The organism is Streptomyces seoulensis, from assembly GCF_022846655.1.
In the GTDB taxonomy this organism is placed as follows: Bacteria; Actinomycetota; Actinomycetes; order Streptomycetales; family Streptomycetaceae; genus Streptomyces.
In genome coordinates this window covers 5,643,921-5,669,861 of sequence record NZ_AP025667.1, presented here as the reverse complement: position 1 = coordinate 5,669,861, position 25,941 = coordinate 5,643,921, and the positions used below count along the sequence as shown (strand labels likewise).

The window sequence follows — 25,941 nt, the reverse complement described above, 5'->3', positions numbered from 1 at the left end:
GAGCGATGCGCGAGCACGGATAGTTATGATCACTGTCGCTGCGTGGGTATGAACCTGGCGGCGTCCGCGTGGACTTGGCTCTCGGGCTCGGTCCGCCGGGGCTGTACCGAGTCACAACCCCCATAGTCCGAACCCCCCGTGTCCCTGGGATTCATTGGAGGTGAGCCGCCGTGGCACTCTCGATTTCGGCGGTGGTGCTGCTGGCGATCATCGTCTTCCTGCTGATCAAGAAGTCGGGACTGAAAGGGGGGCACGCCGCCATCTGCATGCTCCTCGGCTTCTATCTCGCCTCCTCGACCATCGCACCCACGATCAGCGAGCTGACCACGAACGTCGCCAGCATGATCGGCAGCATCAAGTTCTGACGCGGGCCCGGGGTGGCGGCGCGGCCTGCCACCCCACCCGCCGGGTACGGCGCTCAGGCGGCCGGCAGGGTCGGCTGCACGCGGCGCAGGAACGTGGCGTTGTCCGGGGTCTCCCGCATCCGCTGCAGCAGGGTCTCCAGCGATGCGTCCCCGTGGGAGCGCAGGGCGCGGCGAAGGCCGCGTGTGACCGTCAACTCGTAGGGGTCCAGCAGCAGTTCCTCGCGGCGGGTGCCGGTGCGGTCGATGTCGACGGGCGGGAAGACGCGGCGGCCCGCCAGCTCCCGGTCCAGGCGGAGTTCCATGTTGCCGGTGCCCTTCAGCTCCTCGAAGAAGAAGCCGTCGGCGCGTGAGCCGGTGTCCACCAGCGCGCTGGCGAGGATGGTCAGCGAACCGCCCTCCTCGGCCTGCCGGGCGGCGCCGAAGAACCGCTTGGGGCCGAGCAGCGCGCCCGCGTCCACGCCTCCGCTGAGGGTGCGTCCGCCCGCCGCCGAGGCGTTGTTGTGCGCCCGGCACAGACGGGTCAGCGAGTCCAGCAGGATGACGACGTCCTCCCCGGCCTCCACCCGCCGCTTGGCCCGCTCCACGACGAGGTCGGCGAGGGCGATGTGGTCCTTGGCGGGCCGGTCGAAGGTGGAGGCGTACACCTCGCCGCGTACGGAGCGGCGCATGTCGGTGACTTCCTCCGGGCGTTCGTCCAGCAGCAGCACCATCAGGCGGCACTCGGGATGGTTGCCGGCGACGGCCGCGGCCAACTGCTGGATCAGGACGGTCTTTCCGCTCTTCGGCGGCGCCACGATCAGTCCGCGCTGGCCCTTGCCGACGGGCGCGAGCAGATCGGTGAGACGCCCGGCCAGGCCGGACGCGGGGTGTTCGAGGCGCATGCGCCGGTGGGGGTGCAGGGGGGTCAGGTCGCCGAAGCTTCTGCGATGTTCCGCGGGGCCGTGGCCGTCCACGGCGGTGACGTCGGTGAGCGCCCGCTGCGGTCCGCTCACGCCTTCGACGAGGTCGCCCTTGCGGAGGCGGTGCCGTCGGATCAGCGCGGGTGACACCTGCGGGTCGGCGGGGGAGGGCAGCAGGCTCGCGGCGGCCCGCAGGTGGCCCTTCCCGTGCGCGTCGATGTCGAGGACGCCGGTGACGGTCCGGGTGGCCGGGGTGTCCCGGACCTGGGTGGGGGGTTCGAGGGTGGTGGTCATGGTCGGGGTGTCCTTTCGGGACGGGGAACGGCAGAGAAGAGGAAGGGGCCGCAGATCACGGAGGGGCGGACACGCCTGCCTCCGGGCGACGGGAACGACACCTCTCGCGGGGCGGTGAAAGCCCTGGTCATGAGGTGATCCGGGAGAAGCCCGGCCGGGTCGAGGACCATCGGCACGAGGGCTGGGAGAGGAACGCGGCACCGGCGCCGGAAAAAGGGGCGCGGGGCATGCCGCTCATTGCACTGTACCCGTGCGGGGGGTGGCGTCAAGGGGGACGCGGTACGAGAGCCGGCCCCGGCGTGGCTGTGCCGGGGCCGTCAGGTGTCAGTCACGTACGCCCGCGACGAACGCCGTCCAGGTCTCCTGCGCGAGGGCGAGCCGGGGGCCTGCCGTGTGCTTCGAGTCGCGGACGTGGATGGTGCTGGGGGTGACGGCGAGTTCCACGCAGGAGTTGCCGTCGGTTCCGCCGCTGTAGCTGCTCTTGAACCACGCCAGCTCGGAGGCGTCCCCGGCAGTGGTCTTGCGGATCATGTCTCTCCCAGCAGTTGTTCGATGAAAGCCAGCGACTCCCGTGGCGAGAGCGCCTGAGCCCGGATCGTGCCATACCGCAGCTCAAGGATGCGTAGCTGTTTGGGGTCCAAGGTCGGCCGACCGTTGAACGCGCCGTCGGAGCGGCCCATCGCAGTGCCGTCCGCGAACTTCAGCAACTCGATCCTGCCGTCGAGGCCGGGGTGGGCCTCGGTGTTCGTCCGTATGACCTGAAGCGTGACGTTGTGCAACTGCCCCACCTCCAACAGGCGTTCGAGCTGCCGTCGCCATGCCATTGTGCCCCCGATCTGGCGGCGCAGGGGAGCCTCTTCCAGCACGAAGTGAATCGGCGGGGCCGGAACACGGTCGAAGACCGACTGTCGGGCCAGCCGGGCGGCCACCATGCGCTCCACATCGTCCGGCGTCTCCGGCGGCTGTGCCGCCCCGATCAACGCCCGCGCATGCTCAGGTGTCTGCAACAAGCCCGCGATGATGTTGCACTCGTACACCCCGATCTCGACCGCCTGCGCCTCCAGCTTTCCCAGCTCACGGACCTTCCTGGGATACCGGACCTTCTTCACGTCCTCCCAGGCCGCCGCGATCAGACCGCCCGCGTCCAGCACTTCGTCCGCCCTGTCCAGATACTCCTGGCGCGGAATCCGTTTGCCGGCCTCGACCTTGTAGACCAGGTCCTCGCCGTACCCGATCAGCGTGCCGAACTCGGCGGCGCGGAGCCCTGCCGTCTCGCGCCGCAGCTTCAACTGGCGTCCGACCGTGGCGATCACCGCCGCGCCCCACTCGTCGTCCGGTTCCACCTCCCAGCCGGGCTCGTCCGTCTCCGTCGTGAGCCGTGCCAACTCGCCGTCCACCGACATGCGCACCCTCCGGTCCCTCGTCGCGCCCGCACCTCCTGCCGACAGCGCGGACACCCCCGGACAACCTGCCGACAGTGACCGTACGCAACGGTGCGATCACTCTTCACGGTAGGGCCGGGCGGACACCCTGGGTGATGTGAATCAGGAAAACGCCGTGGCCGCGGCCCAACTCGATGCCCGTGCGCGCGAATTCAGCGTGCTGCTCTCCTCCACCCCGCGGGGTGCCCGGCTGGCCCGGCTGCTCGCCGCCGAGCAGGTCCGGAGCTGGGGGCTGCCCTGGGAGGAGGCCGCCCAGATCGTCGCCGAACTGGCCGCCAACGCCGCCACCCACGGCCGCCTGCCGGGACGGAGTTTCCGGCTCGCGCTGCACGCCGTCCACGGCACGCTCCGTATCGAGGTGACGGACACGCGCGGTGACCGTCCCCCGGTGTGCCGGGAGCCGGGCGCGGAGGACGAGGGCGGTCGGGGGCTGCTCCTGGTGGCCGCTCTCGCCGACCGCTGGGGAGTCTCGGAGGACCGGTTCCCCCGCAAGATCGTCTGGGCCGAACTGGTCTTTCTGTCACCGGAACCCGAGGCGTTGTGCTCCGGTGGCAGGAGTGGCCAATAAGACGTAAAGAACCGGGGGAAAGCAACCCGCCAAGCCCCACCCCTCCCGCCCGTGGCCGCCCGCAGGGCCTCGCTCACTCGGGTGGGTGAACATCGCTGTTTCCGCTGGCAATTGCCACCCCTGCGGGCCCTACGCTCAGCACGACAACCGCAGACATACGTCGGCCCCCGCCGGGAGTGGCATCCCAGTGCGAGGGCCTGACCATCAAGGAAGAACCGAACTTCCCGATGGATATCCAGCACCCTAGCGCGCCCTCGCGCGCCCGGTCCCGCATTGCGGGCCACGACCACCCGAACCGGGGCGGTCTCATCCACGACAACTCCCGCCACACCGAACGCTTCACGGTGATCGGCAACCACCTCGCGCAGCACGCGGACCTCTCCCTGCTGGCGATCGGGCTCGGGACGCACATCCAGTCGCTGCCGCCGGGCGCCCGTATCGACATCAAGAGCCTGGCCGCCCGCTTCCCCGAGGGTGTCGCCCGTATCGCCGCCGCCCTGCGCGAGCTGGAGAAGCACGGCTACCTGCGCCGCGAACGGCTGCGCGTCCCCGGCGGCCGCATCGTCACCCGCACGATCTCCTGCAACCAGCCCCCGGCCGCCCGCCGCCACCGGCCCGGCCACGAGAGCGCGGACCGCGAGCGCGTGAGCGACCGGGCGACGCGGCCCGCCCCCGCACCCGCCCCCGGCGACTGTGCGCCGGGACCCCGTCGCAAGGCCCTCTCCGCCGTGCCGTCCCCTTCCTGCTCCGCCCCCGCACTCCTCCAGGCCGCCACCGACGTCCTCACGGACCTGCGCCGCCACGACACCCGTCTGCTGCTCTCCGCCACCGACACGGCCCACCTCGCCCCCGGCGTCGCCGCCTGGCTGGAGCGGGATGTCACTCCGACGGGGGTGCGCCGAGCCCTGACCGAGGGCCTCCCGGAGACCCCCCTGCGGCGCCCGGCCGCACTGCTGGCCCACCGCCTGACCGCTCTCCTCCCACCCCCGCCCGCGTTCGCCCCGCCGGCCGCCGCCCCGCCTCCCGTGCGGCACCCCTTCCAGACCTGCGACGGCTGCGAGCGCGTCTTCCGCGCCCCAGCCCCGGGCCCCTGCCGAGACTGCCGAACCGCACCCCGGGACATCAGCTCACACCGGACCGGTCAGCCGGCCACGGGCTGACCGGACGCGTCCCCCGAGGAAGATGACCCTGTGGCACACCTCCCGACAGATGTACGCGCAGCCCTGCGGTTCTTCGCCTTCTACCTGGGCAACGGCACGCTGGACGTCGACCTGCTGGACGGCATCGACTACCGCGCCCGCCTGCTCGAGTACGGCTCGGACCTGGAGATGATCTTCGCGATCTACGCCAACGTCCTCGAGGTCGACGATCACGGGGAGACGCTCAACGACGGCGACGCCCAGTACCGCGTCGCCCAGTGGATACGCCAGTGCTGTGATCCCGGCTACCGGGCGGAGCCCCCGTTCGAAGCATGGGAGACCGAGCTTCACGGTCCCTGACGTCGGCTCCCTTGCCCGACCAGGTCCGCCCGCCCTCGTACGCTGGTCCCATGACGGAACTGCCCTCCCGGCGTCTGCTGCTGGTGCACGCGCACCCGGACGACGAGTCGATCAACAACGGCGCGACCATGGCCAAGTACGTGGCCGAGGGGGCGCACGTGACCCTGGTGACCTGCACGCTCGGGGAGCGGGGGGAGGTCATCCCGCCGGAGCTGGGGCATCTGGGCGGGGCCGCGCTGGGGGCCCACCGGCGCGGTGAGCTGGACGCCGCGCTCGGCGAGCTGGGCGTCACGGACGTGCGGCTGCTCGGCGGCGCGGGGCGGTACGGGGACTCCGGGATGATGGGGCTGCCGGACAACGACGACCCCGCCTGCTTCTGGCAGGCCGACCTCGACGAGGCCGCCGGGCACCTCGTGGACGTGATCCTGGAGGTCCGGCCGCAGGTCGTCGTCGCCTATGACGACAACGGCGGCTACGGCCACCCCGACCACATCCAGGCCCACCGGGTCGCCATGCGCGCCGTCGAGCTGGCCGCCGCACGCGGCCACCGGGTGGCCAAGGTCTACTGGAACCGCATGCCCCGCTCGGTCGTCGAGGACGCCTTCACGCGGCTCGCCGAGGACCTGTCCGGCCTGCCCTTCGGCAAGAGCGCCGACATCGCCGACCTGCCCGGCGTGGTCGCGGACGAGCGCGTCACCACCGCCGTCGACGGCAGCGCGTACGCCGCCGCCAAGGCCGCCGCGATGCGCGCCCACGCCACCCAGATCACCGTCGCCGGTGAGTACTTCGCGCTCTCCAACGACCAGGCCCAGCCGCTGTTCACCACCGAGTACTACGAGTTGGCGCACGGCCACGCCGAGCCCGGCGAGAGCGACCTGTTCGCCGGAGTGGAGGTGGCGTCATGAGCGACGCCGGACGCGGCTCGATGCTCGCCCAGCCGCTGCAACGCCCCTCCTTCGGCCGGATGGCCGCACTGCTCGGGCTGTGCGTGCTCGGCGCGGTCGTCGGCATCGCCGGGGCGCTGGTGCAGGCCGCCTGGTTCCCGCTCGGCCTGCTGCTCGCCCTCGCGGGCGCGGGCGGGGTGTTCCTCGGCGGGGGCTACGCGCTGCGCGGGCGGTCCGGTGCGGTGGCGCCGGTGCTCGGCTGGATCATCGCCGTCATCCTGCTCACCGCCAGCCGCCCGGAAGGTGACTTCCTGTTCGGCGCGGGCGGCGGCTCGTACGTCTTCCTGCTCGGGGGCATGGCACTGGCTGTGATCTGCGCCACCTTGGCTCCCGGACGGCAACCTGACGGCGGCTCCACCCGACTTGGCAAGTGACGTACCACTTCGCGTGGCCCCCGTGCGGGTCCGGTGCGGATTTCCCCGGCGGTCGTGGGATTCCCGCCAGAAGTGGCCAGTATGGTGGTGCGCGCCGCCGAGATGCCCGCTGAGGTCGTGACGGGCGGCGGAGCCAACCGGGAGAACCTGCCTTGAGTCGTGAAACTGACACTCCGTCCTCCGGGCCCAACGGGCGCGGCGGAGCCGCATACCCCTCCGGCACCCCGCCGTACGGGACGCCCATGGCTTCCGGCGACGGGACCGGCGCGGGAAGTCCGGGCTCGCGTCCCGAGGAGCGCAAGACCGAGACCACGCTGACCACGCGCATCCGGATCAACATCCCCGGATCGCGGCCCATTCCGCCGGTCGTCGTGCGCAAGACCGTCGAGGGAAGCGAGACCGGCGGCGACGAGCCGGGCGCCGACGCGCACCCCGAGCCCGCCGCCCCGCCCGCCCCCGAACCGGCCGCCGAGGCCGCACCGCAGGCGGAGGAGAAGACCAGCGACTGGTTCGCTCCCCGCAAGGGCGGTGCCCCCAAGGGTGGTTCGGGCGGCGGCGGGACCAACGGCGCCGGAATGCCGGGCGGTTCGGCCGCCGGTGCGAGCGGTCCGCGTCCCGGCATGCCCGCCCTGGGCCCCGGCACCGGAGCCCCCGCACCGCGTCCCGCCGCCCCCGCGCCTGGCGCCCCCCGCCCCGGCGGCACCAACGGCTCCGGCATGTCCGGCGCCACCGGTGGTCCGGTCGCGCCGGGCCACGGCGGCGGCACCGGCTCCTTCGACGTGACCGAGGCGCTGTCCTCGGGTCCGCGCGGCGGCGCCCGCACCGGCGAGCCCGCCCGCGACGAGCTGCCCTTCTTCTCCGACAACGGCGGCGCCCCGGCCGGCGGTCCCGGTGCCCCCGGCGGTCCTGGTGCCCCCGGCGCCAACGGCCGTGGCGGCCCCGGCGGTCCGAGCGGCTTCAACGGCCCCGGCGGCCAGGGTGCCCCCGGCCCGAAGGGCCCCGCGGGCCCGACCGGCGGCCCGGTCACCGGCGACGGCCCGCTGCCCACCCGCCCGGTCCCCGGCAGCGCCCCCGGCGCTCCGGGTGCCCCCGGTGCTTCCGGCGCGCCCGGTGCTCCCGGCATGCGGGGCATGGAGCCCGGCGAGCCCTTCGACGGCCCGCCCGCGTTCCGCGCCCCCGGCGGCGGCGCCCCCAAGAGCACCCAGGGCCCCCAGAGCCCCCAGGGCCGTCAGGGCGCCCCGCAGGCCGGTGCCGTCCTCGGTGACGACACCGCGATCCTCACCCCGCAGCAACTGGCCGCCCCCGGCACGGCCAACCGCCCGCCGCACAGCGCCGTCTCCGGGAACACCGTCACCAGCGGCATCCCGGTCTTCCCCGGCGACGAGGCCGCCGACCCGTTCGGCCCCGCCGCCGACCGTCCGGCGCAGACGGCCCCCAAGCCGGCCGCCCCGCAGGCGAAGGCCGCGCCGCAGCCCAAGAAGAAGGGCCGCAGCAAGCTGATGCTGCTGGTCGCCGGTGTGGTCGTCGTCGCGGGCGGTGCCTACGGCGCCGGGCTGCTGATGAACCGCACCGACGTGCCCAAGGGCACCACCGTGCTCGGTCTGGACATCGGCGGCGGCACCCGTGACGACGCCGTCAAGAAGCTCGACGACACCTTCCGGGGCCGGGTGAACAAGCCGCTCCAGTTGTCCGTGGGCGGTGGGAACGTCGCCCTCACCCCGGACAAGGCGGGCCTCCAGTTCGACTACCAGGCCACGGTCGCCGAGGCCGCAAAGAGCGACTACAACCCGGTCTCCGTGATCGGCTCCCTCTTCGGGCAGAAGCGCGTCGTCCAGCCGGTCACCCCGGTGGACGAGGAGAAGCTCCAGGTCGCACTGCAGCAGGCGGGCGGCGGTTCTGGCTCGGTCGTCGAGGGCGGCATCAAGTTCGAGGGCGGCAAGGCCGTCGCGGTCTACGGCAAGCCCGGCAAGGCCGTCGACGCGGCCGCCTCCGGCAAGGCCGTCGAGCAGGCGTACCGCACCCTGGTGGAGACCGGCACCGCGACCCCGGTCACGGTGCCCACGACCACCAAGCAGCCGACGGTGCCGAACGCCGAGGTCGACCGGGAGATGAAGACGTTCGCGGAGCCCGCGATGTCGGACATCGTCACCGTCCAGGTCGACGCGGCACACAAGATCAATTTCGGTCCCAAGTCGCTGCCGAAGATCCTCAGGTTCCAGGCGGTGGGCGGCAAGCTCACCGACACCTACGACCTCGAGGCGCTCAAGGAGGCGTACGGCACCACCTTCGTGGGCGTGAAGGTGGAGAGCGCCACCGGCAAGCGCGACATCCTCCCGCAGGACGTCGTGGGCGCCCTGCGCAAGGCCCTGGTCGGCAAGAACACGGCCGAGCGCACCGCCGTGATCGACATCAAGCCCACCTGACCCCGTCCCGCACGCGGTCACCGCGGCCCCCGGACCTCACCGGTCCGGGGGCCGTCGTCGTATGACATCTGTCATCCGGCACACAGGACCGTCGGCACTGCCGCCGGCCCCGCCCTTCCGGCCAGCATGGACGGCATGACGACGACAGCGGCAGCGCCCGCCACCACCACGCCCGTGGTGGCCGGGTTCGATCAGGTGAGCAAGGTGTACGGGGAGGTGCGGGCGGTTGACGGGCTGTCGCTCGCGCTGCGGCCGGGGGAGACCGTCGCGCTGCTCGGGCCCAACGGGGCGGGCAAGTCCACCACCCTCGATCTGCTGCTGGGGCTCAAGCAGGCCGACAGCGGACAGGTCAGCGTGTTCGGGACCAGCCCGCGGGAGGCCATCGTCGCCGGGCGGGTCGGGGCCATGCTGCAGAGCGGCGGGCTGATGGAGGACGTGACGGTCGCCGAACTGGTCGGCCTCGCCCGCTCGTTGCACCCGCGTCCCTACCCCGCCTCCGAGGTGCTCGCCCGCGCGGGGATCACGCAGATCGCCGACCGCAAGGTCAACAAGCTCTCCGGCGGCCAGGCCCAGCGCGTCCGCTTCGCCCTGGCCACCGCCGGGGACAGCGACCTGATCGTGCTGGACGAGCCCACCACCGGCATGGACGTCACCGCCCGCCAGGCGTTCTGGGCCACCATGCGCGAGCAGGCCGACCGGGGCCGTACGGTCCTCTTCGCCACCCACTACCTCGAAGAGGCCGACGCCATCGCGGACCGGGTGCTCGTCCTGCACCGCGGCCGGCTCCTCGCCGACGGCACCGCCGCCGAGATCAAGGCCCGCGCGGGCGCCCGCCGGGTCGCCTTCGACCTGGACGGCACCATCGACGAGACCGCGCTGGCCGCCCTGCCCGCGCTCACCTCCCTGGACGTCTCCGGACAGACCGTCCGTATCCAGTCGTCCGACGCCGACGCCACCGTGCACGCCGTGTACGGGCTCGGCCTGTACCCCCGCAATCTGGAGGTCGCCGGGCTGGGCCTGGAGCAGGCCTTCGTCGCCATCACCGAGGCCGAGGAGGCCAAGCGCGCATGACCGGCATCCTCGCCTCACGGGCCCTGATCAAGCTCGAACTCACCCGCGCCCTGCGCAACCGCAAGTTCCTGTTCTTCTCCGTGCTCTACCCCTCGATCATCTTCCTGATCTTCGCGGGGAGTTCGGGCACCGACGAGAAGGTGGACGGCACCGGCCTGACCGTCGCCACCTACCTGATGGTCTCCATGGCCTCCTTCGGCGCCCTGACCGCCGTGCTCATGGGCAACAGCGAGCGCATCGCCAAGGAGCGGGAGAGCGGCTGGGTGCGCCAGCTCCGGCTGACCCCGCTGCCGGGCCACGGGTACGTCCTGGCCAAGACGGCCGGCGCTGCCGTGGTCAGCCTGCCGTCCATCGTCATGGTGTTCATCGTGGCCGCCGTCGTGAAGGACGTACGCCTCGACGCCTGGCAGTGGCTCGCCCTCACCGGCGTCATCTGGGCGGGCAGCCTCGTCTTCGCCGCGCTCGGCGTCGCCATCGGCTACCTCGCCTCCGGGGACGCGGTACGCCCCATCACGATGATCGTCTACTTCGCGCTGTCCCTCCTCGGCGGCCTGTGGATGCCCTCGGCCGGGTTCCCGAAGTGGCTCCAGGACATCGCCGAGTGGCTGCCGACCTACGCGTACGCTGCCCTGGGACGCGCGGTCGAGCAGAGCCAGGCCCCGCAGGCGCGGGACGTCGCCGTCCTCGCCGTGTACTTCGTCCTCTTCGCGGGCGGCGCGGCCTGGCTGTACCGGAAGGACACGCTGAAGGCGTGAGCGCGATGACCGAGGACCGGTGGGCAGGGACAGAGACGGACACCCCCGTGGGGCGTCCGCCGCGGGGCCGGCGCGAGCTGTGGGCGAAGGTGCTGTGGATCGGCGTCTGGCTGGTCTTCCTCAGCTCGCCCGTCCACGACCTGGTGAGCGGGGACCACGGCACGGCGGCCACCTGGGCCGGAGCGGCGGGGCTCGCCGCGTTCGTCGCGGTGTACCTGGGACTGGTCTTCCGGAACATGGGGAGGCGGTTCTCCGGTCCGGCCGTGGTCCTGCACCTGCTGGCCCTCGGCATCCTCGCGCCGCTCCTCGCCTACACCCTCGGCAGCGCCTGGCTCGGCCTGTTCGTCTACCTCTCGGTGGCCTGCGGGGCGACCCTGCCGACGCGGGCCACCTACTGGGCGATCCCGGCGTCGGCGGCCGTGATGTACCTGGTCGGACTGCACTCCGGCGAGGAGGAGGCGCGGAACCTGATCCTGCTGGTGGTGCTGATCGGCTTCGCCATGACGGGCGTACGGCAACTGGTCCGCACCACCGTGGAGCTGCGCAAGGCACGCGCCACGGTGGCACAGCTCGCCGCCAACGAGGAGCGGCTGCGGCTCGCCCGTGACCTGCACGACCTGCTGGGGCACTCCCTGTCCCTGATCACGCTCAAGAGCGAGCTGGCGGGACGGATGCTGCCCGGACAGCCCGAGAAGGCGGCCCAGCAGGTCGCCGACATCGAGCGGGTCAGCAGGCAGGCCCTGGTCGACGTGCGCGAGGCCGTCACCGGCTACCGGCGGCCCCGGCTCGCGGCCGAACTCGCCGGTGCGCAGGTCGCGTTGACCGCCGCCGGGGTCATCGCCGAGATCCCCGGCGAGCCCGACCTCGCCGGGCTGCCCGAGGAGGCCGAGGCCGCGCTCGCGTGGACCCTGCGCGAGGCGGTCACCAACGTGGTCCGGCACAGCGGGGCCGAGCGGTGCGCGGTGGAACTGCTGCACCGGCACACCCTGGACGGGCCGGTGCTGGAGCTCTCGGTCGAGGACAACGGCTCGGGCGGCTCGGGGAAGGGGCCGGGCAACGGCCTGACCGGGCTCGCCGAACGGCTCGAGAAGGCGGGCGGCACCCTGGAGGCGGGCCGGTCCGCCAAGGGCTTCCGGCTGGTCGCCCGCGTCCCGTCGGCCGCCGTCGCGGACGTAGTATCCGGGTCATGACGAGCACGATCAAGGTCCTCCTGGCCGAGGACCAGTCGATGGTCCGCGAGGCGCTCGCCGCGCTGCTCGGGCTGGAGGACGACATCGAGGTCGTCGCGCAGGTCGCGCGCGGTGACGAGGTGCTGGCCGCCGTCGCCGAGCACGGCGTGGACGTGGCCCTGCTCGACATCGAGATGCCCGGCTGCACCGGTATCGAGGCCGCCGCGCGGGTCCACCGGGCGCACCCCGGCGTGAAGCTCGTCGTCCTCACCACCTTCGGCCGCCCCGGCTACCTCCGCAGCGCCATGGAAGCGGGCGCCGACGCCTTCCTCGTCAAGGACGCCCCCGCGGCCCAACTCGCCGCCGCCGTACGCAAGGTGCTCGCCGGGGAACGCGTCATCGACCCCACCCTGGCGGCCGCCGCCCTGGCCGACGGCGCGAACCCCCTCACGGACCGCGAACGCGAGATCCTCCGCGCCGCGGCCGACGGCTCCACCAACGCCGAGCTCGCCCGGACCCTCCACCTCTCCCAGGGCACGGTCCGCAACTACCTCTCGACCGCGATCCAGAAGCTCGCGGTCCGCAACAGGGCGGAAGCGGTCCGCATCGCACGGGAGAAGGGCTGGCTCTGAGCCTGCCTCCGGCGCAGGGGCCCGGAGCCGGTTCGCCGGGCCCGGTCGGTCAGTTGAGCAGCGCCCTCGCCGCGTGGGCCTGGGCGCGGGCCTTCTCCTCGGCCGTCGGGTCGACCACCGACACCAGTTCCGCGTACGCCTCCAGCTCCGCCGCGCCCTCGGTGAACTCGCCGCGCTGGACCAGCAGGCGGGCGCGTTCGTAGCGCAGGCGGGCCGGGCGGGAGGGCAGGAGCATCGCCAGCTCGACGGCCCAGAGGGCCACGTCGGAGCGCTCGGGGCGGACCGTGGCCCAGGCGCGGATGTTGTTCAGGATGCGCTGGATGACCTGGAGGGGGGCCGCCGGGACCAGCATCGAGGGTTCCAGGGGAGCGCCCGTCGCCCCGGCCACCAGCAGCTCGGTGTCCATGCCGCTGAGGACCCGGCCGCCGTCGAAGGGGTCGGCCAGGACCCGGTCGCCGGCCGTGCCGAACCCGACCACGAAGTGCCCCGGCAGCGCGACCCCGTACACCGGGGCGCCCGCCCGCCGGGCCACCTCCATCCACACCACCGACAGCAGGATCGGCAGCCCGCGCCGCCGCCGCAGCACCGAGTGCAGCAACGAGGACTCCAGCCGCTCGTACTCCCCGCCGGTCCCGCAGAACCCGTGGGTCCCGCCCAGCAGCCGGCCCACCGCACGCGCCCACTCCAGCGGCCCGCCCGGCCGGTACGGCAACTGCCCGGCGAGTTCGTCCAGCTCGATCTGGGCCGCGTCGATCCCGGCCTCGTCCAGCGTGCCGTCCGCCTCGGCGCCGATCAGCAGGCACAGCGCGGACAGGTCGGGCCACTGCGACCGCGACTCCTCCGCGAACCGCCGCCGCAGCTCCGCCGACCGTGCCGACGGCGGCGGGTACGGGGGCGGGAAAGCGGGGCGCCTGGCCGGTTCCTGAGCGTCCACGACGGGCTCCTACGACCGCCCGGAGCCGGTCGCGTCCGGCTCCCGGTAGTGGTGGTAGGCGTGATGCGCGGCGAGGCCGAGCCCGTCGTACAGCCGCCGCGCGCCCGCGTTGTCCTCCTCGACCTGGAGCCACGCGGCCGAGGCGCCCTCGTCGAGTGCCCGGCGGGCCAGCGCGGCCATCACCTCGGTGGCCAGCCCCTGCCGCCGCCGGGCCGGGTCGACCTCGACGGCGGCGAAACCGGCCCAGCGGCCGTCCACCACGCACCGCCCGATCGCCGCCGGCGGCTCGCCGTCCGCGCCAGGCACGCACGCGAACCACACCGACGCTCCCTTGCCGAGCACCCGCAGGGCCACCTCGCTCACTCCCTCGCGCCCGTACCGCGCGAGCCACGCCTCGTCCGCCGCGCGGGAGAGCACCACACCGGCACCCCCGGCCCGGTCCGCGACCGGCGCCAGCGCCCCGGTCCACAGCTCCGCCGTGACCTCCCGCGTCCAGCCGCGCCGCTCCAGCTCCGCCGACAGCAGCTCCTGCGTGCCCTCGGCACCGGTGGCGGTCTGGACGTAGGCGGGCAGTCCGCGCTCGCCGTACCAGCCTCTTACGGAAGTCAGGGCCGCGTCGAGCGGAAGCCCCGGCTCACCGAGCGGCAGCACGCTGTTGGCACGCCGGGTGAAGCCCCCGGCCGCCCGCAGTTCCCACTCGCCGAGCCGCTCGCTCTCCACCGGCCGCCACGCCCGCGCGGCGACCCTCGCCAGCTCCTCGTACCCCGCCGACGGGCCCCGGCGACGCGCCGGGACCGACGGGACGACCTTGCCCGCGACCAGAGACGACGCATCGATCCTCACCACCCGGCCGTCCCGACGTGTGATCATGAGCACGCCGTCGTCGTCCCAGGATGTGAGAACACCTACCGTGTCGGTGAACTTCTCGCCCGCCGCACCCGATCCCGTCAACTGCCGTACGGATACCCTTTTGCCCACGTCTGCTGGGGTGATGAGGACCTTGAGCAGTCCTGTCACCGAGATTTCCACGGGTCGCTCCACCCCTCCTGTTCGGATCACGCTCCGGAACGGAGATACTAGGTGCGGGCATCGACGACGCCGCGCTCCCGCGCGCCAGGCGGCGGAGCCTGAGGAGGCCCGCCAGCGCCCTATCGAGGAGGAACGACAGCGTGACCTACGTCATCGCGCAGCCTTGTGTCGACGTGAAGGACAAGGCGTGCATCGAAGAGTGCCCGGTCGACTGCATCTACGAGGGCCAGCGGTCCTTGTACATCCACCCGGACGAATGCGTCGACTGTGGTGCCTGTGAGCCGGTCTGCCCGGTCGAGGCGATCTTCTACGAGGACGACACTCCGGAGGAGTGGAAGGACTACTACAAGGCGAACGTCGAGTTCTTCGACGATCTGGGTTCTCCCGGTGGCGCCAGCAAGCTGGGTCTGATCGAGCGCGACCACCCCTTCATCGCCGCGCTCCCGCCGCAGGTGGGCGAGTGACCGTCAAGCCGGCCCAGCGGCCCGCTTGAGCGCGCCGCCTCGGTCCCGTGCGGCCCGGTCGACCCCGACCGCGGCCGTACGGGACCGAGGCGTTCGCCGTACCAGTGCCGCACGCAGGAAAGAGAGCACGTCCCGTGTCCGCAGTCTCCGACCGGCTCCCCGCCTTCCCCTGGGACAAGCTGGAGCCCTACAAGAAGACCGCAGCCGCGCACCCGCGCGGCATCGTCGACCTCTCCGTGGGCACCCCGGTCGACCCGGTTCCCGAGCTGATCCAGAAGGCGCTGGTCGACGCCGCCGACTCGCCGGGCTATCCGACGGTCTGGGGCACGCCCGCGCTGCGCGACGCGATCACCGGCTGGCTGGAGCGCCGCCTCGGCGCCCGTGACGTCACCCACCGGCACGTCCTGCCGATCGTCGGCTCCAAGGAACTGGTCGCCTGGCTGCCGACCCAGCTCGGTCTCGGCCCGGGCGACGAGGTCGCCTACCCGCGCCTGGCCTACCCGACCTACGAGGTCGGCGCCCGCCTCGCCCGCGCGGACCACGTGGTCTACGACGACCCGCGCGAGCTGGACCCGGCGAACCTGAAGCTGCTCTGGCTCAACTCGCCGTCCAACCCGACCGGCAAGGTCCTCTCCAAGGAGGAACTGACCGGCATCGTGGCCTGGGCCCGCGAGCACGGCGTCCTGATCGTCTCCGACGAGTGCTACCTGGAGCTCGGCTGGGAGGCCGACCCGGTCTCGGTCCTGCACCCGGACGTCAACGGCGGCTCCTACGACGGCATCGTGGCCGTCCACTCCCTCTCCAAGCGGTCCAACCTGGCCGGCTACCGCGCGGCCTTCCTCGCGGGCGACCCGGCGGTGCTGATGCCGCTGCTGGAGATCCGCAAGCACGGCGGCATGATGACCTCCGCGCCGACCCAGGCCGCGGTGGTGGCCGCCCTCGGCGACGACGAGCACGTACGCCTCCAGCGCGAGCGCTACGCCGCCCGCCGCGACCGCCTGCGCGCGGCCCTGCTGTCCCACGGCTTCCGCATCGAGCACAGCGAGGCCAGCCTCTACCTCTGGTCCACGCGGGACGAGTCCTGCTGGGACACGGTGGCCCACCTGGCCGAGCTCGGCATCCTGGTGGCGCCGGGCGACTTCTACGGCGAGGCGGGCGAGAAGTTCGTCCGCGTCGCGCTGACCGCGACGGACGAGCGCATCGACGAAGCGGTGGCACGCCTGACCGCGTAGGCACATGACGAAGGGGTCCGGGGCACGCACGCCCCGGACCCCTTCGTCGTGCGGTGCCTAGCCGAGCGGCAGTCCCTTCAGCGGGAGACCGCCGAGCATGCTCCCCGCCGCCTTGCCCGCCGCGGGCGCCGGCACGGCCTTCTTCACGGCCTTGCTGTCCGCCAGCCCGCCCACGGCCTTGTCCACGTGCGCACCGTCCAGCTTGGTCAGACCACCGAGGTCCGGCACGGCGGGCTGGTTGGTGGCCGCACCGGCGGTGCCGGCGGCGCCGACCCCGGCGGCCGCCCCGGCGGCGACGAGCAGCGCGGCCGTGGTGATCCGGCGAGTCAGGGGGAGGGACATGATGCTCCATTCGGAGAGGTGAGAACGGTGTGGTGTCCGAGCCCGGACGCACTGACTACCGCTCGAACCCGCCGAAGGTTGCGGACGCCGAAGGTAAAGACTCGATAACGCATCGCATTATCAGGTGTGGATAAAAACGGGCAAAGACCGTCCAGGAGCAGCCCCGCAGAATCCTTACACCCCTTGATGCGCAAGGGCTCGGGGCCGTACCCCGCCACGTGCCCCCGCACGCGCCCCCCGACAACCCCCGCAACCCGTACGAGGGTGTCCCCGCACAAGCGTCCGCCGCCTTCTCAGGACCCTGTGCGCCCTCTCAGGACCCCGTGACGATCCGGACGGACGCCAGCGACGACTCCGCCCCGGCCGCCCCCGCCGTGCCCGACGCAGGACTCCGCACCGGGTGCCAGTCCCCGCCGCCGTTCGACGCGGTCCACTCGCGCCCCTCGTAGGTCACCCGGGCGATGCGCAGCGCCGAGGAGTTGGCCACCGCCCACTGGGCCAGTTGCCACCCCCGCTGCCGCTCGCTGCGCCCGTGGGCGTCCGTGACCGTGCCCTGCGGCACCGGCACGGTCACCGTCCGCCCCCGCGCCGTGGCGGTCACGCTGGGCGAGGGGGAGGGCGTGGGGACGGCCGTACCGCCCACCTCCGCGCCGGTCTCCTGGAGCGCGTCGCGCCCGAAGTCCCGCACCAGCGCCGCCCGTACCGCGTCCGGGCCGGCCGCCTCGGTGGCGCGCGACGTGCGGCCGTCGCAGGTCAGGGTGGCCGCCGAGCGGCCGGTGAGGGCGGAGGCCAGCAGCGTGGCGTCCGGCTCGTGCTTGGCGTACGCCTCCGGGAAGCCGCTGCGCTGCACCTTCTGCGCCGCGACGGTGAGCGGGAGGCCGGTGTACCCCGGCACGCGGGCCAGGTGCGCGTAGAAGATGCCCGCCGAGTACGCCGGGTCCATGATCTGCCGCTCGGTGCCCCAGCCCTGCGAGGGCCGCTGCTGGAACAGGCCCAGCGAATCCCGGTCCCCGTGCGTGATGTTGCGCAGCCCCGACTCCTGCAGGGCGGTGGCGAGCGCGATGGTCACCGCCCGCTGGGGCATGCCGCGCCCGGTGCCGACGGCTGCGATGGTGGCCGCGTTCACGGCCTGCTCGGGTGTGAACGCGTACGACTTCTCGTCTCCCTTCACGGAGACCACCGTGCAGCCGCGCGCGCCGCCGCCTCCGGTCACGTACTGGACCACGAGGTAGGCGCCGACACCGGCGAGGACGAGCAGGGCCGCGCAGATCCGGAACACACGGCCGCGACGCTTGGGGCGAGATGGGGACGGCTCTGACACGCGTACAAGGTACTGGAGTGCGTGATCGCCCTCGCCCCGGGCCCGCGCCCGGCGACGCGGCGGGGCCCGGCCCGGTGGGCGTTAGGGTCACGAGCATGGCCGACACCACCCTTGACCTCACGCTGGACGCCGCCGCACTCACCGCCCGGCTCGTGGACATCCCGTCGGAGAGCGGCACGGAGCAGCCCCTCGCGGACGCGATCGAGACCGCCCTGCGCGCTTTGCCCCACCTCGCGGTGGAGCGCTTCGGCAACAACGTGATCGCCCGCACCGCACTGGGCCGCGCGGAACGCGTCATCCTCGCCGGACACATCGACACCGTCCCGATCGCGGAGAACGTCCCCTCCCGGCTCGACGAGGACGGCGTGCTGTGGGGCTGCGGCACCTGCGACATGAAGTCCGGCGTCGCGGTCCAGCTACGCATCGCGGCCACCGTGCCCGAGCCCAACCGCGACCTCACCTTCGTCTTCTACGACAACGAGGAGGTCGCCGCCGAGCTGAACGGCCTCAAGCACCTGGCCGAGGCCCGCCCCGAGTGGCTGGAGGGCGACTTCGCGGTCCTGCTGGAGCCCTCCGACGGCGAGGTCGAGGGCGGCTGCCAGGGCACGCTCCGGGTGCTGCTGAGGACCAAGGGCGAGCGGGCCCACTCCGCGCGCGGCTGGATGGGCTCCAACGCCATCCACGCGGCCTCCCCGATCCTCGCCCGCCTCGCCTCCTACGAGCCCCGCTGGCCGGTGATCGACGGGCTGGAGTACCGCGAGGGGCTGAACGCGGTCCGCATCGGCGGGGGAGTGGCCGGCAACGTCATCCCGGACGAGTGCGTGGTCACCGTCAACTTCCGCTACGCCCCCGACCGCACCGAGGAGGAGGCGGTCGCGCACGTCCGCGAGGTGTTCGCGGACTGCGGCGTCGAGGAGTTCGTGATCGACGACCACAGCGGCGCCGCCCTGCCCGGCCTGTCCCACCCCGCCGCCGCGGCCTTCATCGAGGCGGTCGGCGGCACCCCGATGCCCAAGTACGGCTGGACGGACGTCTCCCGCTTCGCCTCCCTCGGCATCCCGGCCGTCAACTACGGCCCCGGAAACCCCCACTTGGCGCACAAGCGGGACGAGCGGGTCGAGGTGGCGAAGATCCTCGCGGGCGAGGAGCGGCTGCGCGCCTGGCTCACCGCGTGACGCCCGCACCACGCGGCGCCGCGTTCCGGACATGCTCACGTCCCCCCTCCGTAACGGATGCGGATCTAGGCTGAGGACGAACTACCGGCAAGCGGAGGGAGCGCACATGGCTACCGGAAACCCCGAGGGGAAGAAGCGCCCACCGGACGAGCAGCGTCTCGGCCCGGTGCTCCGGCGACGGGACCAGGTCCAGTCCAGCACCACCGACCAGCGGCTGCTGGACGAGCGTGCACCCACCGACTGGGTGCACACCGACCCCTGGCGGGTGCTGCGCATCCAGTCGGAGTTCATCGAGGGCTTCGGCACCCTCGCCGAGATCCCGCCCGCGATCAGCGTGTTCGGCTCGGCGCGGACCCCGGTCGACTCGCCCGAGTACGAGGCGGGTGTGCGGCTCGGGCGCGGTCTGGTCGAGGCCGGCTGGGCGGTGATCACCGGCGGTGGTCCCGGCGCCATGGAGGCGGCCAACAAGGGCGCGCTGGAGGCGGGCGGCCTCTCGATCGGCCTCGGCATCGAGCTGCCCTTCGAGCAGGGGCTGAACCAGTACGTCGACATCGGCCTGAACTTCAGGTACTTCTTCGTCCGCAAGATGATGTTCGTGAAGTACGCGCAGGGCTTCGTCGTCCTGCCCGGCGGGCTCGGCACCCTGGACGAGCTGTTCGAGGCGCTCACCCTGGTGCAGACCCAGAAGGTGACCCGCTTCCCGATCGTGCTGTTCGGCAGCGAGTACTGGGGCGGGCTCATGGACTGGCTGCGGGGCACGCTGGTCGCCCAGGGGAAGGCGTCCGAGAAGGACCTGATGCTGTTCCACGTCACGGACGACGTGGACGAGGCGGTCGCCCTGGTCTCCAAGGAGGCGGCCCGCTGAACCCCTCCCCAGGGGCGGCCCGCGGTGCCGTCCCTGGGGAGAAGCCGCTCAGGCCAGGCCCCGCCGGGCGGTCGCCGGGGGCCGGTGGCCCGCGATCGACGCCACCATGTCCAGCACCTGCCGGGTCTCCGCGACCTCGTGCACCCGGTACACCTGCGCCCCGAGCCACGCCGACACCGCCGTGGTGGCCAGCGTGCCGATCAGCCGCTCCTTCACCGGCCGGTCCAGCGTCTCCCCGACGAAGTCCTTGTTGGACAGCGACACCAGCACCGGCCAGCCCGTCGCCACCATCTCGTCCAGCCGCCGGGTCGCCTCCAGACTGTGCCGGGTGTTCTTGTTGAAGTCGTGCCCCGGATCGATCAGCACCGACTCGCGCGGCACCCCCAGCGCCACCGCACGCTCGGCCAGCCCCACGGTCACGTCCAGGATGTCGGCCATCACGTCGTCGTAGGCGACCCGGTGCGGTCGCGTACGGGGCTCCGCGCCCCCGGCGTGCGTGCACACCAGGCCCACCCCGTAGCGCGCGGCGACCTCCGCCAGAGCGGGGTCCACGCCGCCCCACGCGTCGTTCAGCAGGTCCGCGCCCGCCTCGCACACCGCCGCGCCGACCTCGGCCCGCCAGGTGTCCACGCTGATGATCACGTCGGGGAAGCGGCGCCGGACCTCCGCCACGAAGCCGACCGTGCGCCGGGCCTCCTCCTCGGCGGTGACCTCCTCGCCCGGCCCGGCCTTCACCCCGCCGATGTCCACGATGGCCGCGCCCTCGGCCACCGCCCGCTCCACGCGCGCGAGGGCCGGCTCGTCGGCGAACGTCGCGCCCCGGTCGTAGAAGGAGTCAGGGGTCCGGTTCACGATCGCCATGACCACCGGTTCGTGCGCCCCGAATTCCCGCTTGCCCAGCCTGAGCATCCCCTGTGACCTCTCCTCGTACCTCGGACGTCCGGTGCCCTGAGGGCCCGGACTGTCAGCCTCGCATGGCACGATCGGACCCAGACACATCCGGCTTCCGGCACGAGGTCGCGAAGACCTGACGTCCGGCACATCGAGCTTGGGGAACCCTGGCGATGCTGATGTTCTTGTTCCTGGTCCTCGCGCTGGCCGTCGTGGTCGGCGCGGTGACACTCGCCGTGGTGGGCGGCGGCGAGAGCGCCCCGCTCCAGGACGCCGCGCCCGAGCGGCTCCAGGACCCGCTGCCCGCGGACCGCCCGCTGCACGGCACCGACGTGGAGAGCCTGCGCTTCCCCCTCGCCGCGCGCGGCTACCGCATGGCCGACGTCGACGAGGCGCTCAGCCGCCTCGCCGCCGAACTCGGCGAGCGGGACGCCCGGATCGCGGACCTCCAGACCGCGCTGGCCGGTGCCCGCGCCGCCCACCCCCGGCCGGACGAGCCCGGCGGGGAGGACGGCCGATGAGCACCGGGGATGCCCTCGCCGGGTCGGACGGCGCGCTGCGCTGCCCCTGGGCGCTGTCCACCGAGGACTACGTCTCGTACCACGACGACGAGTGGGGCCGCCCGGTGCACGGGGACGACGCCCTGTTCGAACGGCTCAGCCTGGAGGCGTTCCAGTCGGGCCTGTCCTGGATCACGATCCTGCGCCGCCGGCCCACGTTCCGGACCGCGTTCGCCGACTTCCGGATCGAGAAGGTCGCCGCCTTCACCGACGAGGACCGCGAGCGTCTCCTCGCCGATCCGGGCATCATCCGCAACCGCGCCAAGGTCGACGCCACGCTCGCCAACGCGCGCGTGCTCGCCGGGTGGTCCGAGGGCGAGCTGGACGAGCTGATCTGGTCCCACGCCCCCGACGCGGCCGCACGCGCGGTCCCGAAGGTGCTGGCCGACGTGCCCGCCGTGACCCCGGAGTCCACCGCGCTGTCCAAGGCGCTGAAGAAGCGGGGCCTCAGGTTCGTCGGCCCCACCACTGCCTACGCGCTGATGCAGGCGTGCGGCCTGGTGGACGACCACCTCGAAGCCTGCGTCAGCCGGGGTGCCGCCGCGCGCGTCTGACGGCGGCCGGCCGGCGCGGGGCCCGGTCCGCCACGCCCGGCCGTCCGCGGAGTTCAGCGGCCCAGGTACTTGGGCTTCTCCTTGTTGACGAACGCCTGTACGGCGATGGTGTGGTCCTCGGAGGTGCCCGCGCGGGTCTGGAGTTCGTCCTCCTTCTCCAGCGACTCGTCGAGCGAGTGCGTCAGCCCGTAGGCCACCGCCTCCTTGATCGCCGCGTACGCCACGGTCGGCCCCTCGGCCAGCGCGCGCGCCGTCCTCTCCGCCTCGGCGCGCAGTTCGGCGGCCGGGACGACGCGGTTGGCGATGCCCAGCTCCAGCGCCTCCTGGGCGCCGACGGTGCGCGGGAAGAGCAGCAGGTCGGCGGCGCGGCCCGGCCCGACCACGCGGGGCAGCGTCCAGGAGATTCCGGAGTCCGCGCTGAGCGCCACGCCCGCGAACGAGGTGTTGAAGGCGGCCGTGTCCGCCACCAGCCGGTAGTCGGCGAGGAGCGCGAAGCCGAAGCCCGCCCCGGCCGCCACGCCGTTGACCGCGGCGATCACCGGCTTCTTCGCTCCGGCCAGCGCCCGCGCGATCGGGTTGTAGTGCTCCTTGACGGTGCTCATCGTCTTCCCGCCGCCCTCGCCCTGCCGGTCGGCGGCGAGCAGCCCGATGTGCTCCTTGAGGTCCTGGCCCACGCAGAACGCCCGCTCGCCCGCAGCGGTCAGCAGGATCGCCCGTACCGAGTCGTCCGCCGCCGCGGCCTCGACGGCCTCGCGCAGGGCGTTCTTGGTGGCGATGTCCAGCGCGTTCATCGCCTCGGGGCGGTTCAGCGTGATCGTGGCGAGCCCGTCGTTCACCTCGTGGAGCACGGTGTCGGCCATGGCGCGTCCCCTCCGTTTCGCGGCTGACGACGTACCGGTCGGTACGCCGCTGTCCGGGGACAGCATGGCGGAGATCCTGGCCCTTCACGCGCACCGGACGTGTGACCTGCGTCTAACAAAACCACTACGGAGGTGGCCGAGGAGTGTGCCGAGGGTGGCGCAGTATCGCAGGCACATCCCCGAATTGAGTGGTTTTGCTCGTGCGCGTGTCCCAAGCGATGCGGACCGATGTTGGTCATCGGGTCCTGAGATGCGGGATAATGGCTTGGAAGCAATGTGTTCGATGCCGGTGTCGCGCGTCCCTCCTGGACCGCGGGTGCCCTCCGTGGGGTCGTCGGCAGACGATGAGCCTGGTTTCAGGAAGGGGTACGAGCATGGCGGCCATGAAGCCGCGGACGGGTGATGGCCCGCTCGAGGTGACCAAGGAGGGGCGGGGCATCGTCATGCGCGTTCCGCTCGAAGGCGGCGGTCGACTCGTCGTCGAGCTGACCCCCGACGAGGCAGAAGCACTGGGTGACGCCCTGAAGAAGGTCGTCGTCTGACGCGCCGCGATCTTTTCCTTCCGACTGCCCCGGTACCCGCGAGGTGCCGGGGCAGTCGCGTGTCCGGTGCTCTTTCCGGCGGTCTCGGGGTGCGGCGGGGTCAGCGCTTGACGGCGCAGAGCAGGCCGTCGCCCACCGGCAGGAGCGAGGTCACCAGCTCCGGGCTCTCGCGCACCGTGCGCAGCAGTTCGCGCAGCCGGACCACCTCGGTGGGCTGCGGGCCGGAGTCGACCGTGCGGCCGCTGGCGAAGACACCCTCGAAGACCACCAGCCCGCCGGGTCTCAGCAGGCGCAACGATTCAGCGAGGTAGTCCGAGTACTCCAGCCGGTCACCGTCGCAGAAGACCAGGTCGTAGCCCGAGTCGGCGAGGCGGGGCAGGACGTCGAGGGCGGGGCCCGGGATGAACCGGGCCCGGTTGCTGGCGAAGCCGCAGGCGCGGAACGCCTGCCGGGCGAACTGCTGGTGCTCCGGCTCCGGATCGACGGTGGTCAGGACCCCGTCGGGGCGCATTCCGTGCAGCAGGTGGATTCCGGACACCCCGCAGCCGGTACCGATCTCCGCGACGGCCTTGGCGTCCACGGAGGCGGCGAGCAGTCGCAGTGCGGCACCCGTGCTGGGGGCCACCGAGCGCAGTCCCGCGTCGCGGGCACGGTCGCGGGCCCAGCGCAGTGCTTCGTCCTCGGCGACAAAGGCGTCGGCGAACGCCCAGCTCGTCTGCCGGTTGCCGGTAATGACCCTCTCCTGTCCCCGTGATTGCCTCGGCGTGACTGTATCCGTTGCGCCGGGAACCCGCTGATGGGACCGAGCGTTCACAGAGGAGAGCCGACGTGCGGACCGCGCGGCGGGTACGGGACGGGGGGTGAGGGGTGACTCAGGGTGCGGCGCACATGCTGACGCGGACGGATGAGCCGGGTCAGCGGGTGTCAAATTTTCGTAAAACCGCTTATCCGGAGCTAACGGGCGAGGTGGCTATGGTAGGGGCTCCACTGGACACCACCAGAGCCGACAGGGGAGGTGCGGCCGCACCCGAGGACCGGGCTGGAGTGCTGCGGCGCTTCCTCGGGTCGGGCAGGCCGAAATCCGTGACCGACACCGCTGCTGACCACCACGCCGCCGGTTCCGCCGCAGGCGAGGCCCAGACCGCGACCTTCGCCACCGACGCGGACGGACAGGCGTGGACTCCGCCCACCTGGGAGGAGATCGTCAGCACCCACAGCGGCCGCGTCTACCGCCTCGCCTACCGCCTGACGGGCAACCAGCACGACGCCGAGGACCTCACCCAGGAGGTCTTCGTCCGTGTCTTCCGCTCGCTGTCGACGTACTCGCCGGGCACCTTCGAGGGCTGGCTGCACCGCATCACCACCAACCTGTTCCTGGACATGGTCCGCCGCAAGCAGCGCATCCGCTTCGACGCCCTGGGCGACGACGCGGCCGAGCGCCTGCCCAGCCGCGAGCCCTCCCCGCAGCAGGTCTTCAACGACGCCCATTTCGACGCCGACGTCCAGCAGGCCCTGGACACCCTCGCGCCGGAGTTCCGCGCCGCCGTGGTGCTGTGCGACATCGAGGGCCTGTCGTACGAGGAGATCGCCGCGACCCTCGGCGTCAAGCTCGGCACCGTCCGCTCCCGTATCCACCGGGGCCGTTCGCAGCTCCGCAAGGCTCTCGCCCACCGCTCTCCCGAGGCCCGCAAGGCCGAGCGCCGTTCGTTCATGCCTCGGGTGCCCGCGCTGGGAGGAGGGGGCACACCCGCGTGAGTGGAACCGGACCGAACCCCGCGGAGGCCCACCTCGCGGAACAGCACCTGGGAGACCGCCTCTCCGCCCTCGTGGACGGAGAACTGGGTCATGATTCGCGCGACCGCGTCCTCGCCCACCTGGCCACCTGCTGCCGGTGCCGGGCGGAGGCCGACGCGCAGCGCCGGCTGAAGAACGTGTTCGCGGAGGCCGCCCCGCCCCCGCCCTCCGAATCCTTCCTCGCCCGCCTCCAGGGCCTCCCCGGCGGCGACGCCGACGGCCCCACGAGCCCCGGCGGCTCCTTCGGCCGCGGCTCCGGCGAGGGCGTCTTCGGCGTGGGCGACGGTGAGCGGTTCGCGTTCGGCTACGTACCGGCCGCCTCCGCGCACGCCCCCGAGCAGCGCGGCTTCCGTATCCACCCCGTCGCCGACCGGCCCTCCTCGCGCGGGCTGCGGTTCGCCGCCGCGGCCGCCGGAGCGGTGTCCCTCGCCGCCGTCGCCCTCGGCGGCGTCACCACCGCCCTGCCCGGCGACCTCAGCGCCGACGCCCGCGGCGGTTCCGGCGCCGGGAGCAACGTCGCCCCGTCCCGCTCGGCGGGCACGGGCACGGGCACGGGTGCCGGTACCGGCACGGCGGCCCCCGACAACCAGCGGCGCCGCTCTGCCGCCCCGCTGCTCGCGCAGGGCGGGGGTGCGCCCGACCGGACCCCGGCGGCGCCCGTCTCCGCCTCCGCGCCCCTGCTGCCGGGCATTGCGGCCCCGGTGGACGCGCGGGTGCAGGACACCGCGCGGGACCTGGCCATGCCGGTGATGGCCGGCGCGGCCGCCGTCTCCCCGCTGATACGCCCGCTCGGCGAGACCACCCCCTTCTCCCTGGACTCCTGGCCCCTCGCACCACAGGCCGCCGGGACCACCGTGGCCGCCGCGCCGACGAACTCCCCTTCCTCCTCGGCACCCTGACGGCCCGATCCCTGCGGCGGGACCGGCGGACCTGGTTGAATCCT

General features: G+C 72.9%; 30 protein-coding genes. 20 read left to right on the top strand and 10 right to left on the bottom strand.

Annotation, left to right across the window (positions count from 1 at the left end; all coding sequences use genetic code 11):
* Positions 1-170 precede the first annotated feature (170 nt).
* Positions 171-365, top strand: coding sequence for a hypothetical protein (locus HEK131_RS25930; protein ID WP_018544306.1), 195 nt, complete (start codon positions 171-173; stop codon positions 363-365).
* Between the two features lie 53 nt (positions 366-418).
* Here the strand turns inward: HEK131_RS25930 and rho are convergent, their stop codons facing one another.
* The 3 genes from rho to HEK131_RS25915 form a co-directional block, all read right to left on the bottom strand.
* On the bottom strand, positions 419-1,558 hold the full coding sequence (rho, locus tag HEK131_RS25925) for a transcription termination factor Rho (RefSeq protein WP_244337186.1): 1,140 nt from the start codon (positions 1,556-1,558) through the stop codon (positions 419-421).
* Between the two features lie 324 nt (positions 1,559-1,882).
* A complete protein-coding gene (locus tag HEK131_RS25920) occupies positions 1,883-2,089 on the bottom strand; it encodes a DUF397 domain-containing protein (protein ID WP_161151053.1) in 207 nt (68 codons plus the stop codon).
* On the bottom strand, positions 2,086-2,961 hold the full coding sequence (locus HEK131_RS25915; protein WP_244337184.1) for a helix-turn-helix domain-containing protein: 876 nt from the start codon (positions 2,959-2,961) through the stop codon (positions 2,086-2,088). Before HEK131_RS25915 ends, HEK131_RS25920 begins: the two co-directional genes overlap by 4 nt.
* Before the next feature lie 154 nt (positions 2,962-3,115).
* Between HEK131_RS25915 and HEK131_RS25910 the strand changes: the two genes are divergently transcribed.
* The 10 genes from HEK131_RS25910 to HEK131_RS25865 all read left to right on the top strand — a co-directional run bounded on the left by HEK131_RS25910 (position 3,116) and on the right by HEK131_RS25865 (position 12,435).
* Positions 3,116-3,568: an ATP-binding protein gene (locus HEK131_RS25910; protein WP_244337183.1), complete on the top strand. Its 453-nt coding sequence runs from the start codon at positions 3,116-3,118 to the stop codon at positions 3,566-3,568.
* 227 nt (positions 3,569-3,795) lie between these two features.
* A complete protein-coding gene (locus HEK131_RS25905) occupies positions 3,796-4,728 on the top strand; it encodes a helix-turn-helix domain-containing protein (protein WP_244337182.1) in 933 nt (310 codons plus the stop codon).
* 30 nt (positions 4,729-4,758) lie between these two features.
* Complete coding sequence (locus tag HEK131_RS25900) at positions 4,759-5,067, top strand: DUF7677 family protein (protein WP_217463019.1); 309 nt, start codon at positions 4,759-4,761, stop codon at positions 5,065-5,067.
* A 50-nt stretch (positions 5,068-5,117) separates the two neighbouring features.
* Positions 5,118-5,972: an N-acetyl-1-D-myo-inositol-2-amino-2-deoxy-alpha-D-glucopyranoside deacetylase gene (gene mshB / locus HEK131_RS25895; RefSeq protein ID WP_217463020.1), complete on the top strand. Its 855-nt coding sequence runs from the start codon at positions 5,118-5,120 to the stop codon at positions 5,970-5,972.
* Complete coding sequence (locus HEK131_RS25890; RefSeq protein ID WP_244337181.1) at positions 5,969-6,385, top strand: DUF6113 family protein; 417 nt, start codon at positions 5,969-5,971, stop codon at positions 6,383-6,385. Before mshB ends, HEK131_RS25890 begins: the two co-directional genes overlap by 4 nt.
* A gap of 152 nt (positions 6,386-6,537) precedes the next feature.
* Positions 6,538-8,808: a hypothetical protein gene (locus HEK131_RS25885; RefSeq protein WP_244337179.1), complete on the top strand. Its 2,271-nt coding sequence runs from the start codon at positions 6,538-6,540 to the stop codon at positions 8,806-8,808.
* A gap of 135 nt (positions 8,809-8,943) precedes the next feature.
* Complete coding sequence (locus tag HEK131_RS25880) at positions 8,944-9,879, top strand: ABC transporter ATP-binding protein (RefSeq protein WP_244337178.1); 936 nt, start codon at positions 8,944-8,946, stop codon at positions 9,877-9,879.
* Entirely contained in the window at positions 9,876-10,634 is a 759-nt protein-coding gene (locus HEK131_RS25875; protein ID WP_244337177.1) for an ABC transporter permease, read from the top strand. The genes HEK131_RS25880 and HEK131_RS25875 overlap by 4 nt, the downstream gene beginning before the upstream one ends.
* A 5-nt stretch (positions 10,635-10,639) precedes the next feature.
* Complete coding sequence (locus tag HEK131_RS25870) at positions 10,640-11,824, top strand: sensor histidine kinase (RefSeq protein WP_244452144.1); 1,185 nt, start codon at positions 10,640-10,642, stop codon at positions 11,822-11,824.
* Positions 11,821-12,435 (top strand): response regulator transcription factor, encoded by a 615-nt coding sequence (locus tag HEK131_RS25865; RefSeq protein WP_217463025.1) that lies wholly within the window; start codon positions 11,821-11,823, stop codon positions 12,433-12,435. The genes HEK131_RS25870 and HEK131_RS25865 overlap by 4 nt, the downstream gene beginning before the upstream one ends.
* A 49-nt stretch (positions 12,436-12,484) precedes the next feature.
* Here the strand turns inward: HEK131_RS25865 and HEK131_RS25860 are convergent, their stop codons facing one another.
* A complete protein-coding gene (locus HEK131_RS25860; RefSeq protein ID WP_217463026.1) occupies positions 12,485-13,369 on the bottom strand; it encodes a transglutaminase-like domain-containing protein in 885 nt (294 codons plus the stop codon).
* Positions 13,370-13,378: 9 nt separating this feature from the next.
* A complete protein-coding gene (locus HEK131_RS25855) occupies positions 13,379-14,398 on the bottom strand; it encodes a GNAT family N-acetyltransferase (protein WP_217463027.1) in 1,020 nt (339 codons plus the stop codon).
* A 140-nt stretch (positions 14,399-14,538) separates the two neighbouring features.
* Here HEK131_RS25855 and fdxA point away from each other — a divergent pair, with 140 nt between their 5' ends.
* Both fdxA and HEK131_RS25845 read left to right on the top strand, forming a co-directional pair.
* Positions 14,539-14,862 carry a ferredoxin gene (gene fdxA, locus HEK131_RS25850; protein ID WP_217463028.1) on the top strand — a complete coding sequence of 108 codons (324 nt, stop codon included), beginning with the start codon at positions 14,539-14,541 and terminating at the stop codon, positions 14,860-14,862.
* A 134-nt stretch (positions 14,863-14,996) separates the two neighbouring features.
* Positions 14,997-16,094: a bifunctional succinyldiaminopimelate transaminase/glutamate-prephenate aminotransferase gene (locus HEK131_RS25845; protein ID WP_217463029.1), complete on the top strand. Its 1,098-nt coding sequence runs from the start codon at positions 14,997-14,999 to the stop codon at positions 16,092-16,094.
* 57 nt (positions 16,095-16,151) lie between these two features.
* On the opposite strand, the gene HEK131_RS30370 is transcribed toward HEK131_RS25845, so the two are convergent.
* Positions 16,152-16,436 carry a hypothetical protein gene (locus tag HEK131_RS30370; protein WP_374201464.1) on the bottom strand — a complete coding sequence of 95 codons (285 nt, stop codon included), beginning with the start codon at positions 16,434-16,436 and terminating at the stop codon, positions 16,152-16,154.
* A gap of 313 nt (positions 16,437-16,749) precedes the next feature.
* Positions 16,750-17,757 carry a heavy metal transporter gene (locus tag HEK131_RS25835; RefSeq protein WP_244337176.1) on the bottom strand — a complete coding sequence of 336 codons (1,008 nt, stop codon included), beginning with the start codon at positions 17,755-17,757 and terminating at the stop codon, positions 16,750-16,752.
* Positions 17,758-17,852: 95 nt separating this feature from the next.
* Here HEK131_RS25835 and dapE point away from each other — a divergent pair, with 95 nt between their 5' ends.
* Positions 17,853-18,932, top strand: coding sequence for a succinyl-diaminopimelate desuccinylase (gene dapE / locus HEK131_RS25830; RefSeq protein ID WP_244337175.1), 1,080 nt, complete (start codon positions 17,853-17,855; stop codon positions 18,930-18,932).
* A 106-nt stretch (positions 18,933-19,038) separates the two neighbouring features.
* Positions 19,039-19,797, top strand: a complete 759-nt coding sequence (locus tag HEK131_RS25825; RefSeq protein ID WP_217463032.1) for a TIGR00730 family Rossman fold protein — start codon at positions 19,039-19,041, stop codon at positions 19,795-19,797.
* A 48-nt stretch (positions 19,798-19,845) separates the two neighbouring features.
* Here HEK131_RS25825 and folP read toward each other — a convergent pair whose 3' ends face one another.
* Positions 19,846-20,706, bottom strand: coding sequence for a dihydropteroate synthase (gene folP, locus HEK131_RS25820; protein WP_217463033.1), 861 nt, complete (start codon positions 20,704-20,706; stop codon positions 19,846-19,848).
* A 155-nt stretch (positions 20,707-20,861) separates the two neighbouring features.
* Between folP and HEK131_RS25815 the strand changes: the two genes are divergently transcribed.
* The gene (locus HEK131_RS25815; protein ID WP_244337174.1) at positions 20,862-21,209 is read left to right on the top strand and encodes a DivIVA domain-containing protein; all 348 of its coding nucleotides are present in this window, start codon (positions 20,862-20,864) and stop codon (positions 21,207-21,209) included.
* Positions 21,206-21,802 (top strand): DNA-3-methyladenine glycosylase I, encoded by a 597-nt coding sequence (locus tag HEK131_RS25810; RefSeq protein WP_244337173.1) that lies wholly within the window; start codon positions 21,206-21,208, stop codon positions 21,800-21,802. Before HEK131_RS25815 ends, HEK131_RS25810 begins: the two co-directional genes overlap by 4 nt.
* Before the next feature lie 53 nt (positions 21,803-21,855).
* Here the strand turns inward: HEK131_RS25810 and HEK131_RS25805 are convergent, their stop codons facing one another.
* Positions 21,856-22,662: an enoyl-CoA hydratase/isomerase family protein gene (locus HEK131_RS25805; RefSeq protein ID WP_244337172.1), complete on the bottom strand. Its 807-nt coding sequence runs from the start codon at positions 22,660-22,662 to the stop codon at positions 21,856-21,858.
* 374 nt (positions 22,663-23,036) lie between these two features.
* Between HEK131_RS25805 and HEK131_RS25800 the strand changes: the two genes are divergently transcribed.
* Positions 23,037-23,204, top strand: coding sequence for a DUF3117 domain-containing protein (locus tag HEK131_RS25800; RefSeq protein WP_018544333.1), 168 nt, complete (start codon positions 23,037-23,039; stop codon positions 23,202-23,204).
* Positions 23,205-23,304: 100 nt separating this feature from the next.
* Here HEK131_RS25800 and HEK131_RS25795 read toward each other — a convergent pair whose 3' ends face one another.
* Entirely contained in the window at positions 23,305-24,018 is a 714-nt protein-coding gene (locus HEK131_RS25795) for an O-methyltransferase (protein WP_161149001.1), read from the bottom strand.
* A gap of 230 nt (positions 24,019-24,248) precedes the next feature.
* Here HEK131_RS25795 and sigE point away from each other — a divergent pair, with 230 nt between their 5' ends.
* Complete coding sequence (gene sigE, locus HEK131_RS25790) at positions 24,249-24,959, top strand: RNA polymerase sigma factor SigE (RefSeq protein WP_161149002.1); 711 nt, start codon at positions 24,249-24,251, stop codon at positions 24,957-24,959.
* Positions 24,956-25,897 (top strand): anti-sigma factor family protein, encoded by a 942-nt coding sequence (locus HEK131_RS25785; RefSeq protein WP_244337171.1) that lies wholly within the window; start codon positions 24,956-24,958, stop codon positions 25,895-25,897. The genes sigE and HEK131_RS25785 overlap by 4 nt, the downstream gene beginning before the upstream one ends.
* Positions 25,898-25,941 lie beyond the last annotated feature (44 nt).